The 17,678-nt window shown below is 61.8% G+C and carries 9 protein-coding genes; 6 read left to right on the forward strand and 3 right to left on the reverse strand.

The window, feature by feature from the left end; all coding sequences use genetic code 11:
* Nucleotides 1–242: 242 nt before the first annotated feature.
* Nucleotides 243–8,954 (reverse strand): InlB B-repeat-containing protein, encoded by an 8,712-nt coding sequence (locus tag G1C94_RS06340; protein WP_172146461.1) that lies wholly within the window; start codon nt 8,952–8,954, stop codon nt 243–245.
* Nucleotides 8,955–9,691: 737 nt separating this feature from the next.
* Between G1C94_RS06340 and G1C94_RS06345 the strand changes: the two genes are divergently transcribed.
* The 4 genes from G1C94_RS06345 to nrdF all read left to right on the forward strand — a co-directional run bounded on the left by G1C94_RS06345 (nt 9,692) and on the right by nrdF (nt 13,818).
* Nucleotides 9,692–9,925, forward strand: coding sequence for a glutaredoxin family protein (locus G1C94_RS06345; RefSeq protein ID WP_172146463.1), 234 nt, complete (start codon nt 9,692–9,694; stop codon nt 9,923–9,925).
* Nucleotides 9,922–10,380 (forward strand): class Ib ribonucleoside-diphosphate reductase assembly flavoprotein NrdI, encoded by a 459-nt coding sequence (gene nrdI / locus G1C94_RS06350; RefSeq protein ID WP_335341218.1) that lies wholly within the window; start codon nt 9,922–9,924, stop codon nt 10,378–10,380. Before G1C94_RS06345 ends, nrdI begins: the two co-directional genes overlap by 4 nt.
* A 24-nt stretch (nt 10,381–10,404) precedes the next feature.
* The gene (gene nrdE, locus G1C94_RS06355; RefSeq protein ID WP_417852151.1) at nt 10,405–12,705 is read left to right on the forward strand and encodes a class 1b ribonucleoside-diphosphate reductase subunit alpha; all 2,301 of its coding nucleotides are present in this window, start codon (nt 10,405–10,407) and stop codon (nt 12,703–12,705) included.
* Between the two features lie 120 nt (nt 12,706–12,825).
* Entirely contained in the window at nt 12,826–13,818 is a 993-nt protein-coding gene (nrdF, locus tag G1C94_RS06360; protein ID WP_172146466.1) for a class 1b ribonucleoside-diphosphate reductase subunit beta, read from the forward strand.
* A gap of 60 nt (nt 13,819–13,878) precedes the next feature.
* Here the strand turns inward: nrdF and G1C94_RS06365 are convergent, their stop codons facing one another.
* Together G1C94_RS06365 and G1C94_RS06370 are read right to left on the reverse strand one after the other, a co-directional pair.
* The gene (locus tag G1C94_RS06365; RefSeq protein WP_172146469.1) at nt 13,879–15,204 is read right to left on the reverse strand and encodes an ATP-binding protein; all 1,326 of its coding nucleotides are present in this window, start codon (nt 15,202–15,204) and stop codon (nt 13,879–13,881) included.
* 307 nt (nt 15,205–15,511) lie between these two features.
* Complete coding sequence (locus tag G1C94_RS06370) at nt 15,512–16,957, reverse strand: FAD-dependent oxidoreductase (protein WP_172146472.1); 1,446 nt, start codon at nt 16,955–16,957, stop codon at nt 15,512–15,514.
* 139 nt (nt 16,958–17,096) lie between these two features.
* Between G1C94_RS06370 and G1C94_RS06375 the strand changes: the two genes are divergently transcribed.
* The gene (locus G1C94_RS06375) at nt 17,097–17,375 is read left to right on the forward strand and encodes a type II toxin-antitoxin system RelB/DinJ family antitoxin (RefSeq protein ID WP_172146475.1); all 279 of its coding nucleotides are present in this window, start codon (nt 17,097–17,099) and stop codon (nt 17,373–17,375) included.
* A gap of 14 nt (nt 17,376–17,389) precedes the next feature.
* Entirely contained in the window at nt 17,390–17,671 is a 282-nt protein-coding gene (locus G1C94_RS06380; protein WP_172146478.1) for a type II toxin-antitoxin system YafQ family toxin, read from the forward strand.
* The last annotated feature ends 7 nt before the right edge of the window (nt 17,672–17,678 follow it).

A 17,678-nucleotide genomic window follows, 5' to 3' on the forward strand; every position in this document is an offset into this window, starting at 1 on the left:
GTTGGATATGAAGAAGGGCGGGGGCATGGGGGGCGTAAGCCTCGCGGCCCCCCGCCTTTCGGGGCCGTTAACTGGCCGGGGGTTAGGCCCGATCCGGGCCGGTTGGCCGGGCGGTTGAGCCCGGGCCAGCCGGTGGGCGGAACCGGTCGGTTAGACCGGTTCGGCCGGTGGGCCGGGGTTAAGTCCGGCCCGGGGAGCTGGGCGTTAGCCCAGCTCGGGGATCGGGCCGTTGCCCGGGCCGGTCAGTGGGAGCGCTTGCGGCGCGCGCCGCTGGCGGCGAAGCCGGTGGCGGCCAGGGCCAGGGCCGTCAGGCCCGCGGCGAAGCTGGTGGCGCCGGTGGAGGCCAAGGCGTTGACCTTGCTCCAGCGGGCGTGCAGCTTCTTGCCGATGGCGTCCTCGAGGTTGGTGATGAGGTTGCCCTCGTCGTCGTACCAGCCCTCGAACTGGTAGCCGTCGCGGGTCGGCACGGGAAGCTTGCCGTCCTCACCGGTCCAGTCCGCGGGGATGTTGCCGCCGTTGGCGTCGAACGCGTCAGCGACGCTGGTCCACTTGACGTGCAGCTTCTTGCCGATGGCGTCCTCGACGCTGGTGATCAGGTTGCCCTGCTCGTCATACCAGCCATCGAACTTGAAGCCGGGCTTGTACGCCAAGGGGAGCTTGCCGTCCTCACCGGTCCAGCCGTCAGGCAGGTTGCCGCCGTCAACATCGAACGCGTCGTTCACGCTGGCCCACTTGGCATGCAGCTTCTTGCCCACCGCGTCCTCGACGTTGGTGATCAGGTTGCCGTCCTCGTCGTACCAGCCGTCGAACTTGTAACCGGGCTTGCTCGGCAGGGGGAGCTTGCCGTCCTCACCGGTCCAGTCCGAGGGGATGTTGCCGCCGTCCGAGTCGAACCCGTCCTCGACCTTCGTCCACTTCGGGTACAGCTTCTTACCCGCAGCGTCCTCGGTGTTCGTGATCAGGTTGCCGTCCTCGTCGTACCAGCCGTCGAACTTATAGCCGGGCTTGGTGGGAACGGGCAGCTTGCCGTCCTCGCCGGTCCAGTTGTCGGGCAGGGTGCCGCCGTCCGGGTTAAACGCCTCGTCAACCGGGGTCCACTTCGGATGCAGCTTCTTGCCAGCGGCATCGTCCACGTTGGTCACCGGGTTGCCGTCCTCGTCCACCCAGCCGTCGAACTTGTAACCGGGCTTGGTCGGGACGGGCAGCTTGCCGTCCTCGCCGGTCCAGTCGTCGGGGATGGTCACGTCGCCGTCCACGTCGAACGTCACGGGCAGCTTGGTCCAGTGGGCCGTCAGCTTCTTGCCCGCGGCATCCTTCAACGTCGTGACCTTGTTGCCGTCCTCGTCGTACCAGCCGTCGAAACGGTAGCCGTCACGCGTCGGGGTCGGCAGCTCGCCGTCCTCGCCCGTCCAGTCGGACGGGATCGTGCCGCCGTCGGGGTTGAACGCGTCGTCGATCTTCGTCCACTTCGCGTGCAGGTTCTTGCCCACCGCATCCTTGACAGTCGTGACCAAGTTGCCGTCCTCGTCGTACCAGCCGTCGAACTTGTAGCCGGGCAGGGTCGGGGTCGGCAGCTCGCCGTCGGCGCCGGTCCAGTCGTCAGGCAGGGTGCCGTCGCCGGGGTCGAACGCGTCGTCGATCTTCGTCCACTTGGCCGTCAGGTTCTTGCCCACCGCATCCTTCAGCGTGGTCACCTGGTTGCCGTCCTCGTCGAACCAGCCATCGAACTTATAGCCGTCACGCGTCGGAATCGGCAGCTGGCCGTCCGCACCCGTCCAGTCGGACGGGACTTTGCCGCCGTCGGGGTTCAACCCGTCGGTGCTGGCGTTCTTCGTCCACTTGGCCGTCAGGGTCTTGTCGCCCGTGTCGAAGGCGCCGATACCGCTGACGAGGTTGCCTTTCTGGTCGGCCCAGCCGGCGAACGTGTAACCGTCCTTCGTCGGGTTCTTCAGGCCGGTGACGCCCACGCCGTACGTGTACGTGGTGGGGTTCTTCGGGTCGGTGCCGCCGTCGAGCTTGTACGTGATCTTGTACGTGTTGGCCTTCCAGGTGGCGTTGATCTGCAGCAGGGCCTGGTCGAACGTGCCGGACACCTCGCGGTCCCAGCCGGCGAACGTGTAGCCCGTGCGGGTCGGGTCGGCGGGCTTGGTGTACTTGGTGCGCAGCGGGCCGGTCAGGACCTTGGACGCGTTATTGTCCGTGTCGGTGCCGCCGTTGTAGGCGAAGATCACCACGCCCGGGGCGACCGGCGTGTACTGCGCCGTCATCGTCACGTTGCCCGCCGGCATCACCAGGGTGGACAACTGGTCGGTGGTGACCAGGCCGAACTGGTCGGACTGCCAGCCCAGGAACTCGTAACCCGTCGCGGGCTCGACCGTCGGCGCCTTGACGCCCGCGCCGGTCAGGTTCGCGTTGGTGGCCACCTGGTACTCCTTGGTGCCCGTCAGCGCGCCGTGCTCGCCTTCCGCGAACACCAGCGTGTTCTTGGCCTCCGCCCACTTCGCGCTGACCACCAGGACGGCCTGGTCGAACGTGCCGGACACCTTCGTGTCCCACCCGTCGAACGTCCAGCCCTCACGCGTCGGCTCCACCGGCGCCTCGTACCCGGTGCCCAGCGGTCCGGACAGGGTCACCGTGTCCTGGCCGTCGATCAGGCCGCCGTTGGCGAGGAACATCACCGTACCGGTCGGGTTCTGCACATAATGCGCCGTGAACGTGACCGCATGGGCCGGCATGACCAGCTCCGCCAACTGCTCCGAGGACACCAAACCGAACTCCGCGGACTCCCACCCGTCGAACGACCAACCCGCCTCCGCGGTGGCCTCGGGCGCCGTCACGTCGGTGAGCCTGGCGTCCGTGGCGACCTGGTACGGCGCGGTCTCGGGGATCGTGCCGTGATCGCCCTGCGCGAACGTCACCGTGTTGGCCGTCGCGATCCACTGCGCCGTGTACACAGCCGTGCCCTCGGCGTACGTGTTGGTCGGCTCCTTGCCGTCCGCGTCCAGCCACCCGTCGAACGTGTAGCCGTCACGCGACGGGTCGGCCGGCGTAGCGTACTTCGTGCCCGCCGTGCCCGTCAGGGTGTCGGTGGACTTGCCGTTGACCAGGCCGCCGTTGGCGTTGAACACGACCTTGGCGCCCTTGTTCTCCTCGTACTGCGCGGTGAACGTGACCTGCGGGTTCGCGCCCGTCACGACGTACTTATCCTTCACGCCGTCCGCCGCGTAGACCTTCTGGTCCTCGCTGCACAGCCAGCCCGTGAACGTGTACCCGTCCGCCGCCTTCGCGGTCGGCTCGCCGGACACCTTGTCGCCGGAGTTCACCGTGTACTGCGCGGTGCCGTCGAGGGTGCCGTGATCGCCCTGCTCGAAGGTGACGGTGTTGGCGTTGACCTTCCACTTGGCGGTATACGTCTTGGACTCGTACTTCAGCGACGGATCCTCGTTCCAACCGTCGAACGTGTAGCCCGTGCGCGTCGGGGTGGGGATCTGGTCCTTCGCGTACGCGGTGCCCTCCTGGCCGCTGAGCGTGCCGGACGTCGCGCCGGCCGCGTCAAGGCCGCCGGCGTAGTTGAAGTGCACCTGCACATCCGACAATGCCACGTACTCGGCGGTGAAGGTGATCTGCTGGCCCTTCGCGCCCGTCACGACGTACTTGTCCACGCTGTCCTGCGCATACAACCGGTTGTCCTCGCTGCACCGCCAACCCACGAAACGCCAACCCTCAGAGGGTTTCGCCTCGGGCTTGCCGCCCACCGGGCTGCCGGTCTTGACCGTGTACACCGCGGTACCCTCAAGCGTGCCGTGGTCGCCGGCCATGAACATCGCCGTGCTCTCCAACGCCGTCCACTGCGCAACATACGTCACCGACTCATACTTGCCCGACGGGGTCTTGTCCCAACCCTTGAACGAGTAACCCGTGCGGGTCGGCTCCTCGTCGGCCTTCGCCTTGTCGGCGTCCTTGTACGCGGTGTTCTCCTTGCCGCTGATCGTCACGGACGACTCGCCCGCCGCATTCCGACCGCCGTTGTAGTTGAACACCACATCCACGCTGCCCAACTCCACATACTCCGCCGTGAACGTCAGACCGGGCTCGGCCGCCAGGCCGGCGATCTGGGACGGCTGGTACAGGCGGCCGTCCGCGCTGGACTTCCAACCCGTGAAACGCCAACCCGAGTTCGCCGTCACCAACGGCTCCGCATAGCCAGCCGCGCTGTCCAGCCTCGAACCGGCCAGCACCGACAGCTTGGCCTGCGCGCCGGTGGTCAGCGAACCGTTGTCGCCCACGTTGAAGCTCACGTCGACGGACTGCGCGTCCCACTTGGCCGTGTACGTCACATTCGACAGCAGCTTCACCTCGGTGGCGCCCTCGGCCAGATCGCCCGCGGACGACGGGGTCGCCGTCCAACCGGCCAACTTGTAGCCATCGCGAGTCGGGGCCGGCACAGCCGCCGTGAGGTTCAGCTTGTCCGTCACACTCGAGGACGACTCCTCGCCGACCTTGCCGCCGTTGTAGTCGAACGTCGCCGTCACCGTCGGCTGATCATCGAACTCCGCCACAAACTTCAGGCCCGGCTCGGAAACCAGGTCGGCGATATCCTCCGGCTGATACAACGCGCCCGGCTCGTCGTTCACGCTGGCACGCCAACCCAGGAACTTCCTGCCGTCGACCGGGCTCACCGTCGGCTTTTCGTAGCCTTCCGCGGCCTTGCTCATCGGCTGGTCGGTGTCCACCGTCAACAGGGACTTGCCCGCGGTCTGCTGGCCGTCCGCCTCGTTCACGGTGAACGTGATCTGGTTGTGCGTCGCGCTCCACTTGGCTTTGTACGTCACATTCTCGTACTTCATCGACAGGTCCACGACGGTCTCGCCGTCCTTGGTCCAACCGTCGAGCGAGTAGCCGTTGCGCGTCGGAACCGGAACATCGTCCAGGGTGTACGCGGTGTCCTGCGTGCCCGTGAGCGACGAGGACGACTTGCCGTCCAGGGTGCCGCCGTTGTAGTCGAACACGACCGTCATATCGGGCAGCTTCTCGTACTCCGCGGTGAACTTCAGGCCCGGCCTGGCCTTCACGCTCGCGATCTGGTCCGGCGTGTACTTCGTGCCGTCATTGGCCTTCCAGCCAGTGAACTTCCAACCGTTGCCCGCCGTCGCGGTCGCGCTCGCCTTCACGTAACCCTCCGCGGCCGTGCTCAACGCGTCGCCGGTCTTCACCGACAGGGACGCCTTCACACCCGTGTCCAGCGAACCCTTATCGGTCGCGTCGAACGTGATGTCCCTAATGGTGTCCGCGTTCCACAGGGCCGTGTACACCGTCACGCCATCCGTGTCGTACGTGCCGCTCGGCTGCGGGTTCACGGCGGTCTTGCCATCCAGGGACCAACCACCGAACGAATAGCCGTCGGTACGCTCCAGGACGGTCGGCACGACGTAGGCCTTGCCCTTCGAATCGCTCATGCTCACGACCGCGTCCTTGCCCTGGTTGTCGATCTGGCCGCCGTTCGCGTTGAACACCACCGTGCACTTCTCATTCGCCACGTACTGCGCCTCGAACGTCACCGTGCCGTTCGCGCCCGACACCACGTAGGCCTTCACGGCCTCGGCCGAATACACCAGATCGTTCTCGCTGGACATCCAACCCGTGAACGTCCAGCCGGCATCCTCCTTGACCGTCGGGGCCGTGACCTTGGCATCGGCCAACGACTGATCCGACTTCACCGCATCCTTAAACGCCGCGGTACCCGTCAGATCACCGTGAGCGCCCTTCGTGAACGTCACCGTGTTGCTGTTCGGCGTCCACACGGCACGATACGTCGTCGACTTCGCGGGATACTTGCCCGCGAACTTCGTGCCCGTGCCGTCGGCACTGGTGTTCCAGTTGTTATCCTTCGCGAGCGTGTAACCCGTACGCGTCACCGACGGGGCCGCCAGAGCCGCGTCATACGTGCCGGTATACGAATCCTTCGCGCCGTCGGCCAGCTTGCCGCCGTTCGCGTCGAACGTCACCGTGATGTCCGTGGCCTTCGCCCACACCGCGTAATACGTCTTGCCCTCGTCAATCGGCAACACCGTCGAAGGCTCAGTCGCGGCCTTCTCCGCGCTCCAACCCTTGAACACGTAACCATCACGCGTCGGCTCCTTATAACCCGTCGCCGTGTTCAGGCTCAAAGCGGGCGTACCCGACACCTTCAACGTCGTCTTGGAAGCCGTCGCATCGAACATGCCACCATTCGCATCCAGCGTGAAGTCCACGGCATCCTTGACCTTCCACACCGCGTACAAGGTCATATTATCGGCGGTCATAGGCACATCGGCACCAGCCTTATAAGTCGTGCCCGAACCATCCGCCTTCGTGTTCCAACCCTCGAAGGTATACGCCTCCACACCAGCAGACAGGACCTTCATACCATTCGAGTCCGCCGCCTTGAACTTGTAACCCTCGACATAACCAGTCGAATCCGTCGGAGCCTGACCAGTCACCGACTGACCCTTCGGAGCATTCGCATCATACGTGACATTATGGAACGAAGTCACCTCGACCAACTGCGTAAGCGACTTCGTCTTGCCCTCGGAATCCTTGAACGTCGACACGAACGTCGCATGGCCATTCTGAGTGAAGGTCTTCGAACCATGAAGCCAAGCACCGGAGTCCGTCTGCGTAGCGCCGCCCGTCGCGTCCTCACCGTTGTCAACCGTCAGGCTCTCGAGGAGGGTCGACTTACCCGTCGTGTTCATCCTCGAAATCACCTTCACAGTCGCCGTATTATTAGTGGAATCCACCACAACGCCATGCGAAAAATCAGTATCCAACTTGGCCATATCATCCGTCGACTGGCCCAGGGCATTATTCGCCTCCGTATCAGGCACAATCACCGGCGCAGGGTCATCCTTAAAAAACACACTGACAGTCGACGGCGCACCCCACGGCAGATTATTCTTCACATTCTTCGGAGACTCCCGATAATCAGCGGTCGCATTCAAACGACACTGATCAACAGTTATCATCGACAGATTCGGATTATTGCTGAACGCGTTAACCGCCAGGTAGTCCACCTTTTGCGGAATCGTCACCTCGGTCAGACTGTTATTCGTAAACGCGCTGGCGGCAATACTGGTCACGGACTGCGGTAAGGTGACCTCCGTCAAACCACAACTCACGAACACGCTGTCGGCGATTGCTTGGATGCCCTCCCCGAGGGACAGGCTCCCGATCGTCGTATAAGTGAAGGCATTCTTTTGGATCGAGGTGATGCTGCCCGGAACCGTCACCGACTTGAACGAGCCCTTGCTCTGCACCGCGCTGACACCGATGCTGATCGGGGAGCCCGTTTGGGACGTGCCGTCCGCACTGGTCCACATCACTACCGAAGGAACCGTCAAATCCTGCTCGCCAGTGCCGGCATCACCCAGATAGGAGATCAACTGCTTGGAAACCGCGTTGTAATACCACTTGGAACCATCCGCGCCAAAGGCCGTCACAATCTGCGGATCCTCGGTTTCGTCCTTCCACACCACCGAAGCATACTGCGCACCCCACGGAGAACCAGGAATGCTGCCCTTCAACTTGGTGTGGATATCAATCTTCTTCATCGCCGCAGCGTTGAACGCGCCGATGCCGATGCTCGTGACCGAATCGGGAATCGACACCTCGGAAAGAGAGCCGCAGTAGGCAAACGCGGCGCTGCCGATGGTGATCAACGAGTCAGGCAACGACACCGACTTCAAGCTGTTACAATTCTGGAACGCGCCCGAGTTGATGGTGGTCAACGAGTCAGGCAACGACACCGACTTCAAGCCCGTAAACTGGAACGCATCATTGCCGATGGTGGTGACCTTGCTGCCGTCTTCGAACGACAGGTCCACGATATTGAGCCTATTCGCATTGCAGAACGTGCCCGCGAAGATGCTTGTCACGTCCTTGCCGCCGATCTGGGCGGGGATCACCAGACTCGCGTTCGCCTGATGATACTCCGAATGGGCGCAATTATCATGCCCGGACTCCTTCAGACCGAGGATCGCGCCGGTGTTCTGGTCGAAGTAGAAACACGAGTTGTCAACCGCGGCAACACCCGTGTCCTTCCACTCCACAACACCATTGTGGGCGCTCAAAGAACCCTTCAGGATAGTCGAATCAGGCACATGATCAATCACTATATGCTTAGGACCGCTGTAGCCATAGAACGCACTGTCGCCGATACTCTGGATCGTCGAGGGAACCTTCAACTCGGTGACCTGGGCATTGGAGAACGCGTAGCTGCCGATGGTGGTCGTCTTGTCGTTCAACGTCACGTTCTGAACGCCGCTATTACGGAACGCATTCGCGGGGATCACGGTGACCTTTGTATTCGAAAAATCAACCGACGTCAAGCTGCCACAGCCATAGAACGCGCCGTTGCCGATGGTCTCCAACGTAGCCGGCAGATCCACCGACGCGAGCTTACCGCAACCGCCGAACACGTCGGCGCCGATGGTCGTCAACGCGGCCGGCAGACCAATCGACGTCATCTGCGAGCAATTATTGAACACGTTGCTGTCCAGGGTCGTGACCGTGTCCGGCAGGCTCATCGACGTAAACGAGTTCGTCTGGAACGCGTTGTCGCCGATCTTCGTGATCTTGCTGTCGGCGGCGAACGAGACCGTGGTCAACTGCTGGCCGGCAAACACACTGTCGCCAATCTCCGTAATCGTGTACGTCTTACCGTTATAGTCGATGGTCGCGGGGATCTCGATATCCTTGCCCGTCGTGGTCGACGGGACGTACTGCGTGATCTTCGCTTCCAGCGTGCCCTCGTCGTACGAGCAGATCAGCTCGTCGCCCAACACCTTCGTGGCAGCCGAGGCCCGGCCGGCCACCAGCGTCAGCGGCACAACCATGGCCACCGCCACCAGCATGAGCAACACACGTTGCACCACGCCCCGGCGTTTCAAGCCATCCTGAGACAAATGTCTCATCATAAGAAACTCCTATTCCTTCTTTTCCTCGCCCCCACAACCGGCAGGGCGACTCATACAGACCTCCCTCACACGGGGGGCTCCGCACGTTTCGCACGGATACCCCCCGTAGGAGAGAGGGGGCCTTGTATGCCTGAATCGGCCGCAAACATACAGCTGATTGGGCACACTGGTCTCCAATGCCATCCGAGACTACCCCCCTCCAGAGACAGAAAACCCCCTCCAAACCAGCAGGGAACCACCGAAACCAATCCCCCCGTAGAAACACGCTACGGGGGGTTAGCACGCTCCGGGCTGGCGGATTACGGTAGGAATGGCGAAAGACGTGGTTGACGCGACCACCCCCGCAAGCGGGGCCCAGGGGCGTGTGTCATTTCGACCGAGCGCAGCGAGTGGAGAAATCTTGCTTTGCCGGGATATCACGCCAGCCAAAAGATTTCTCCGCTCCGGCCTAACGGCCTCCGGTCGAAATGACAAAGAACGGGACGAACAGTCCAGTGGGCCCCAGGGGAGATGGATAGTGATATACATCACGAAAATTGCGCGGGTGCCATCGGCGCCTCGGTGACGAATGGTGAAATACCGGCGCAAACACAATATGTAGTGTTTTGCGGCACGACACGCCACTAAATGTTGGGTGCATGGTTTTCTGACAATCAGGGTTACTATCGCCAGACGCGACCCTTTTCCAGTGGGTCGGCGATAGCAACAAGCACACAACACCAACCAGGAGAGAAACGATGAACATCACCGTGTACGCCAAGCCATACTGCCCGCAGTGCGACGCCACCAAGCGCCAGCTGGAACGCCAAGGCATTGACTATTCGGTGATCGACATCACGCAAGACGAGCAAGCCCTCGGTCAGTTGCTTCAGGCCGGTTTCGCGCAGGCGCCGGTCGTCGTCACCGAGCAGGAGGCGTGGTCGGGGTATCGCCCCGACAAGATTCGCAGCCTTGTGGGGGTTATGCAGTGAGCGCACTGGTGTATTTCTCGTCCGCTTCCGGCAACACCGCGCGGTTCGTTGCGGGGTGCCGGTTCGACGAGGAAGGCATCAGCGTCTATAGGATCCCTTTGAGATCCGCCGACGAACCGCTGGTGATCGACGAGCCGTTCGTGCTGGTGGCGCCGACTTACGGCGGGGGCACGGTGAGCAAAGCCGTGCCCGTGCAGGTCAAGCGCTTCCTGAACGACGAGCGCAACCGGCGGTGGATTCGAGGCGTCATCGCCTCCGGCAACACGAATTTTGGGGAGGCGTACGGCATTGCCGGCGACATCATCGCCGCCAAATGCCGCGTGCCGCTGCTCTATCGCTTCGAGCTGATGGGCACACCCGAAGACAGGGACACCGTGCGCAACGGATTGCGTGAACTCTTCAGCGCCCTCGACCTCGATGGTGCCGACGATGGAACGGAGCACGGCAAGACATAGGAAGCATTTAGGAACACGACGGACATGACGGATATGAACAGTATCAGCAATCTGGCGATTGAAATTGAACGGACTGCGGGGCGGGGGGCCGAGCAGACCGCGGGGCAGACCGACGCAGGGCAGACAGCCGAGCGAGACACCGAGCGGGACGCGGGGCAGACTTCATACGACCCGCGGCACGATTTCCATGCCCTGAACGCCATGCTCAACCTGTATGACGCCAACGGGCGCATCCAATTCGACAAAGACAAGGCCGCCGAGCGCGAGTTCATGACAGGCCACGTGGCCGCCAACACCATGCGGTTCGATTCGACCGCGGCGCGGCTGCAGTATCTCATCGACAATGGCTATTACGCAGGCAAGGTGTTCGCGCAGTATTCGCCCGAGTTCCTTGACGCCTTCTATGCCGAAGCCGAGGGCGGAGTTGAGGGCGGTTCCGAGGCCGGCGGCTTCGAGTTCCCCACCTTCCTCGGCGCGTTCAAGTTCTACCGCTCCTATGCACTGAAAACCTTCGACGGCAAGCAATACCTCGAAAACTTCCCCCAGCGCGCCGCAGCCGTGGCGCTGGAACTGGCGGCAGGCAGCGAACAGGCCGCCCGCGAGTATCTGGAGGCGATCGTCTCGGGGCGCTTCCAGCCCGCCACCCCAACCTTCCTGAACCTCGGCAAGGCGCAGCGAGGCGAGGCCGTCAGCTGCTTCCTGCTGCGCGTGGAAGACAATATGGAGTCGATTTCACGCGGCATCAACGCGGCGCTGCAGCTCTCGAAGCGCGGCGGCGGCGTGGCGCTGCTGTTGACCAACCTGCGCGAGCTGGGGGCGCCGATCAAGCACATCCAGCATCAGAGCAGCGGCGTGGTGCCGGTGATGAAACTGCTGGAGGACTCCTTCAGCTACGCGAACCAGCTGGGGGCCAGGCAGGGCGCGGGCGCGGTGTACCTAAGCGCCCACCACCCCGACATCATGCGTTTTCTGGACACCAAACGCGAGAACGCGGACGAGAAGATCCGCATCAAATCGCTGTCCCTGGGCGTGGTCGTGCCCGACATCACATTCGAGCTGGCCAAACGCAACGAACAGATGGCGCTGTTCAGCCCCTACGATGTGGAGCGCGTTTACGGCAAGCCGCTCGCCGACATTTCGATCAGCGAGCATTACGAGGAGATGGTGGCCGACGGGCGCATTCACAAAAGCTACATCGGCGCGCGCGAGTTCTTCATGACGCTGGCCGAGCTGCAGTTCGAGTCGGGATATCCGTACATCGTGTTCGAGGACACCGTCAACCGCGCGAACCCCATCGACGGGCGCGTGACGATGAGCAACCTGTGTTCCGAGATTCTGCAGGTGCAGGAGGCGAGCGCCTACAACGAGGACCTCACTTACGCGCATGTGGGGCGCGACGTGTCGTGCAACCTCGGGTCGCTGAACATTGCCAAAGCGATGGACGGCGGGCGGCTGGCGGGCAGCGTTGCGACCGCGATTCGCGCGCTGACGGCGGTGAGCGAGCAGACGAGCATGGAGTGCGTGCCCTCGATCAGGCGGGCCAACGCGGAGGGGCACGCCATCGGGCTTGGGCAGATGAACCTGCACGGGTTTCTGGCGCGCGAGGGGATTATGTACGGCAGCCAGGAGGCGCTGGATTTCACCGATATGTATTTCATGACGGTGGCTTATCACGCCTATCGCACCTCGCACGAGCTGGCCGCGGAGCGGGGGGCGGCGTTCGTGGGTTTTGAGCGTTCCGATTACGCCAAGCCGGCCGGAAGGGGCAACTATTTCGACAAATACACCGACGGGCGGCGTTCGCTCGAGCCGCGCACCGAGCGTGTGCGCCGGCTGTTCGAGCGGTATGGCGTCACGATTCCGAGCGCGGACGACTGGCGCGAGCTGAGCGAGGCGATCCGGCGCGACGGGATCTATAACCAGTATTTGCAAGCCGTGCCGCCCACCGGGTCGATCTCATACATCAACCATTCCACCAGCTCGATTCACCCCATCGTCTCCAAAGTGGAGATCCGCAAGGAGGGGCGGACTGGGCGTGTCTATTACCCCGCGCCTTATATGACCAACGAAAACCTCGCCTATTACGCGGATGCCTACGAGATTGGCTGGCAGGCCATCGTCGACACTTACGCCGAGGCGACGCAGCACGTTGATCAGGGGTTGTCGCTCACGCTGTTCTTTCCCGACACCGCGACCACGCGCGACCTGAACAAAGCGCAGATTTACGCGTGGCGCAAGGGCATCAAGACGCTGTATTACATTCGCATTCGCCAGCAGGCGCTGTCGGGCACGGAGGTGCAGGATTGTGTTAGTTGCGTGCTGTGATGGGGTGATGGGCGAAATGACAATTTACGGATCAGCAATCACGAAACACGAATCGCCAATCACCAATCACCAATCACGAATCATGAATCTACAAATCAGCAATCACGAAAGGAACTTGATATGTCACCGATTTCCGTGCCGCGCAAACCGCTGAAACTCATCGACCGCGTCACCGCGATCAATTGGAACTGCCTTGAGGACGACAAGGATCTGGAGGTGTGGGACAGGCTCACCGGCAACTTCTGGCTGCCCGAGAAAGTGCCCGTTTCCAACGATATCCCCTCCTGGCAGGCGATGAGCGAGGCCGAGCGCGTTCTGACCATGCGCGTGTTCACCGGGCTGACGCTGCTCGACACCATCCAAGGCACCGTGGGCGCCGTCAGCCTCATTCCCGACGCGCTGACGCCGCACGAGGAGGCGGTGTACACCAACATCGCGTTTATGGAGTCGGTGCACGCCAAGTCGTATTCCTCGATTTTCTCGACGCTGTGCTCCAGCGCTGAGATCGACGCGGCCTTCGCCTGGAGCGAGGAGAACGGGCCGCTGCAGCGGAAGGCGCAGATCGTGCTCGACTATTACGAGGGCGACAACCCGCTCAAACGCAAGGTGGCCTCCACGCTGCTCGAGTCGTTCCTGTTCTATTCCGGCTTCTATTTGCCGATGTATTTCTCTTCGCACGCGAAGCTGACCAACACGGCGGATGTGATTCGTCTGATCATTCGCGACGAGGCGGTGCATGGGTATTACATCGGCTACAAGTACCAGCGGCAGCTTGAGATGGCGAACGGGGCCGAGCAGCGCGAGATGCAGTCGTATACTTACGATTTGCTCAACGAGCTGTATGACAACGAGGTGGAATACACCGAGTCGCTGTATGAGTCGGTGGGGCTGGTGGAGGACGTCGAGAAGTTCCTGCGCTACAACGGCAACAAGGCGCTGATGAATTTGGGGTATGCGGCGCTGTTTCCGGGGGAGATTTGCGATGTGAACCCGGCGATTCTGGCGGCGCTGAGCCCCAACGCGGATGAGAACCACGATTTCTTCTCCGGGTCCGGCAGCTCCTACGTGATGGGCAAGGCCGTCGAGACCGACGACACCGACTGGGACTTTTGAGGGGGCGTTGGCGGTGTGCGGCGGTTCGCGGGGCGCGGGACGTTGCGGGGCGCGGTGCGGCTAAATGCAAAAAGCCGCATAAAGCGGAACAGAACGAATGCCGCCACTCACCCCAAAATTCTTCGCCGACACGCGGATCGCCTCGACGGGGCTGTATTTCGCGCGGTATGAAGCCAAGCTGCGCGAGCGCACATGCTCCGATGTCTTCACCTCGATGGGGATGCCGCCGGCGACACCCTCGCGCTCGTAGACGAAATCAACCTCAGCCGTGCTGCCGCTGGTCCAGTAGCGCAACGGAACATCGTTGGCCGTCAGCATCTGAGCAACCAGATTCTCGCCGATGCCGCCGATATCCAATGTGGCGCGAATCTTGTCGTCAAGCAGCATGCTGGCAGTCAGCCCGTCGGCCCTCACCAGCAAGCCCGTATCCGCCATATAGGTTTTGAACGACGAGAGATCCTCGTGGTTCTTCAGCGGGGACGAACCTGCGCTCACGTTCACGCAGCGGTTGATCAGCCCGGCGGACAGCAGCCAGGAAATCGCGTCGGCGTATATGGCGGCGCGGCCACCGGTTTTGACCGCCTTGTATTGGAACTTGTGGTTCTGCTTGGCCAGCTGAGCCGGCACGCTGTTCCACACATCGCGGATCCTGGCCGTTTCGGCGGGCATGGCGTATTTGGCCATGTCGCCCACGTACAGATCGCGAATGTCGTCTTGCACTTCAGCGACCGCGGAGTAATCGTGATCGTCGAGGAACACGCTGACGGCTTCGGGCATGCCGCCGACCAGAGCGTATGTCCACAGCAATTCCAACATGCGCTCGTGCAGGTAAAAGGGCTGGCCGGTTTCGTAGCAATCGCGGATGTCGTCGACCAAGCCGCCCTGCCCCAGGGCTTGCAGGAACTCGGGGAAGGTCATCGGGTGCATGGTGTAGGTCTGCACTTTGCCCACGGGCATGGTGAACCCTTTGGACTTCACCTTGGACTTCACCGCCACGCCCAGCAGGCTGCCCGCGCCGATGACATGCAGTTGGGGCAGCTCCTCGCAGAAATATTTCAGGCTGGCCAGCGCGCGGTTTGAGGCTTGGATTTCGTCCAGCACCAGCAGTGTGCGGCCTGGTTCGATGGTGGAATTTGACGCGGTGGCCGCCGCAAGCCGCCGGATGAGCATTTGCGGGTTGAGATCGGCGCTCTGCTCGCCTTCAAACACCGCGCGGGCGGCGCCGTCGCGCTCCAAATCGAAATAGGCCACGGTATCGAAGCACTCGCGCCCGAACTCTTTGAGCACATGGGTTTTGCCCACCTGACGCGCGCCATACAGCAACAGCGGCTTGCGGCGTTTGCGCTCTTTCCATTCGCGCAGATAGCGCATTGCCTCGCGTTGCATCCGCTGTCACCTCCCCTGCCTATTGCATCCTGTCTGCCACGAATGTTAACACCCAAACAGCGATAAATGCGAATTAATGTTGATTTTTACATTTTTTGGTACATAAAAATGTAAATTGATACATTAATTCGCATTTAACGAGCGGACAGGTCCTGCTGCACGCTGAGCCCACGGCACTATGGTCATTTTTAAAAAATGCAGATTTCTGCAATTTCTAAAAATGGAACTGGAGCAATCTGGCTTCATATCGCTATGGTCATTTTTAAAAAGTGCGGATTCACGCAATTTTTAAAAATGGGGCTATGGGCTAGGCCTGGGCGAGACGGCGCATTTGGTCGGGGTCGATGACCTTCTTGTGTTCGCGGCCTTCCTTGGCACCCTCGGCGCGCTCGTAGGCGTCGATCTTCTTCCAGCCGGCGAAGTCGATGGGCTTGACGCCGCGTTCGGCCAGCAAGCGATCGATGGACTCGGGGTCGCGGTCGGCGGCCACGCGGCCACCCTCGGCGGCCTTGGCGAGGTCTTCGAGCATGTTGGTCACGATGGCCAGCGCGTCGGACTTGGTGGAGCCGATCAAGCCCACCGGGCCGCGCTTGGCCCAGCCGGTGGCATACAGGCGTTCGCGCACGTCGCCGCCCTCGGCCTCGGTGGTGATGCGGCCGTCGCCGTTCGCGTTGGCGAGGTGGGCGCGCTTGTCGTCATAGGCGATGCCGGGCGCGGTGGCCGGCTTGTAGCCGATGGCGTGATAGACGGCCTGAACCGGGTAATCGACGAACTCGCCGGTGCGGCTCATCGTGCCGTCCGCGCTGGTTTCGGTGCGCTCGACGCGAATCGCCGTGACCTTGCCGCCCTCGCCCAGCACTTCGGTGGGGGCGGAGTTGAAGTGCACGTAGTATTTGCGGTTCGCCGGGTTGCCCTCGAAGTCGGTGTCGCCGTCGTCTTCCATATCTTCGGCCATCTCGCGGATGGCGAACAGCTCCTCGACCATCTGACGAGTGAGCTTGTCCTGGCCGGCCACCTCGATGGTCTCGTCATCCAAGTCGAAGTCGTCTTCATTGATGACGAGCTGCACGCCGGGCAGCTTCTCCATCTCGCGCAGCTCCTGCACACTGAACTTGGCCTGCGCCACGCCGCGGCGGATGAACAAGTGCAGTTCCTTAGCCTTGTTGGCCTTGATGCCTTCGTAGACGTTGTCGGGAATGTCCGTCTTGGCTTTGAGATCGTCGGCGTTGCGCATCAGTTCGCGCGCCACGTCCATAGCCACGTTGCCGCCGCCGATGACGGCCACGCTTTCCGCCGTGAGCGGCCATTCGCGAGCGCCGGTGGGATAGCCGTCGTACCATTCGACGAACTTGGCCGCGCCGTAGACCCCATCGAGGTCGGCACCGGGCAGATCCAGCGGCTTATCCTCGACGGCACCGGTAGCGAACAGCACGGCGTCGTAGCGTTCCAGCAGTTCGTCGAGCGTGACGTCCTTGCCGAACTCCACGTCGCAATACAGGTGGATGTCGGGGTTGTCAAGCGTCTTTTCCAGCGCGTCGGCGATGAACTTGATGGACGGGTGGTCGGGTGCCACGCCGTAACGCACCAGGCCGAACGGCACCGGGAGCTTCTCGAACAGGTCGATGCGGGCGCTGCTGCCCAGCCCCAGCTCTTCGCCCAGCTTCTTCAGCTGACGCAGAAAGATGTCGGAGGAATACACGCCGGCCGGGCCGGCACCGATAACGGCAATACGAAGTTCATTGGATTCAGTCATAAATCACCACAATAATCCAACCGCACGAATCGGCAAAGGGGAGTTAAGTCAATTTCACGAGTGTTATATGGTGATATTCTTATGTATAACATATACAACACATTGAATACACACATGCGTTACCATGGGAGATTCACACATGGCCAAGACGGCAGCAATTAATATGCGCATCGACCCGAAAGTGAAAAGCGAAAGCGAGTCGATATTCTCCAGCCTCGGCATGACGCTGACCGAGGCCATCAACGTGTTTCTGCACAAGTCGATCATGGAGGGCGGGCTGCCTTTCGACGTCCGCCAGCCCAAGTACAACAGCACCACCGAGGCTGCCATGCGCGAGGCGCGCGACATCATTTCCGGCAAGAAGCAGGCCAAAGTCTACGATTCCGTCGACGATCTGTTTGACGACCTTGACCAGTAAGGCGACGGCTTATCATGACGCTGACAATCGTCGCCACTTCGCAATTTAAGAAAGACTTCAAACGCATCAAGAAGCGTGGCCATGACATGCGCGAACTGCACAAAGTGCTCGGTACGCTGCGTGCGGGCTTGCCGCTCGACGAGCGCAATCGTGACCACGCGCTCGTCGGCAACTACATCGGATTTCGCGAATGCCACATCAGGCCGGACTGGCTGCTCATCTATGCCATTGACAACGAGCGGCTTATTCTCACCGCTTCACGAACCGGCTCCCACGCCGATCTGTTTGACGAATAGCCACTTT

The organism is Bifidobacterium panos, from assembly GCF_012932445.1.
Taxonomy (GTDB): Bacteria; Actinomycetota; Actinomycetes; order Actinomycetales; family Bifidobacteriaceae; genus Bifidobacterium; species Bifidobacterium panos.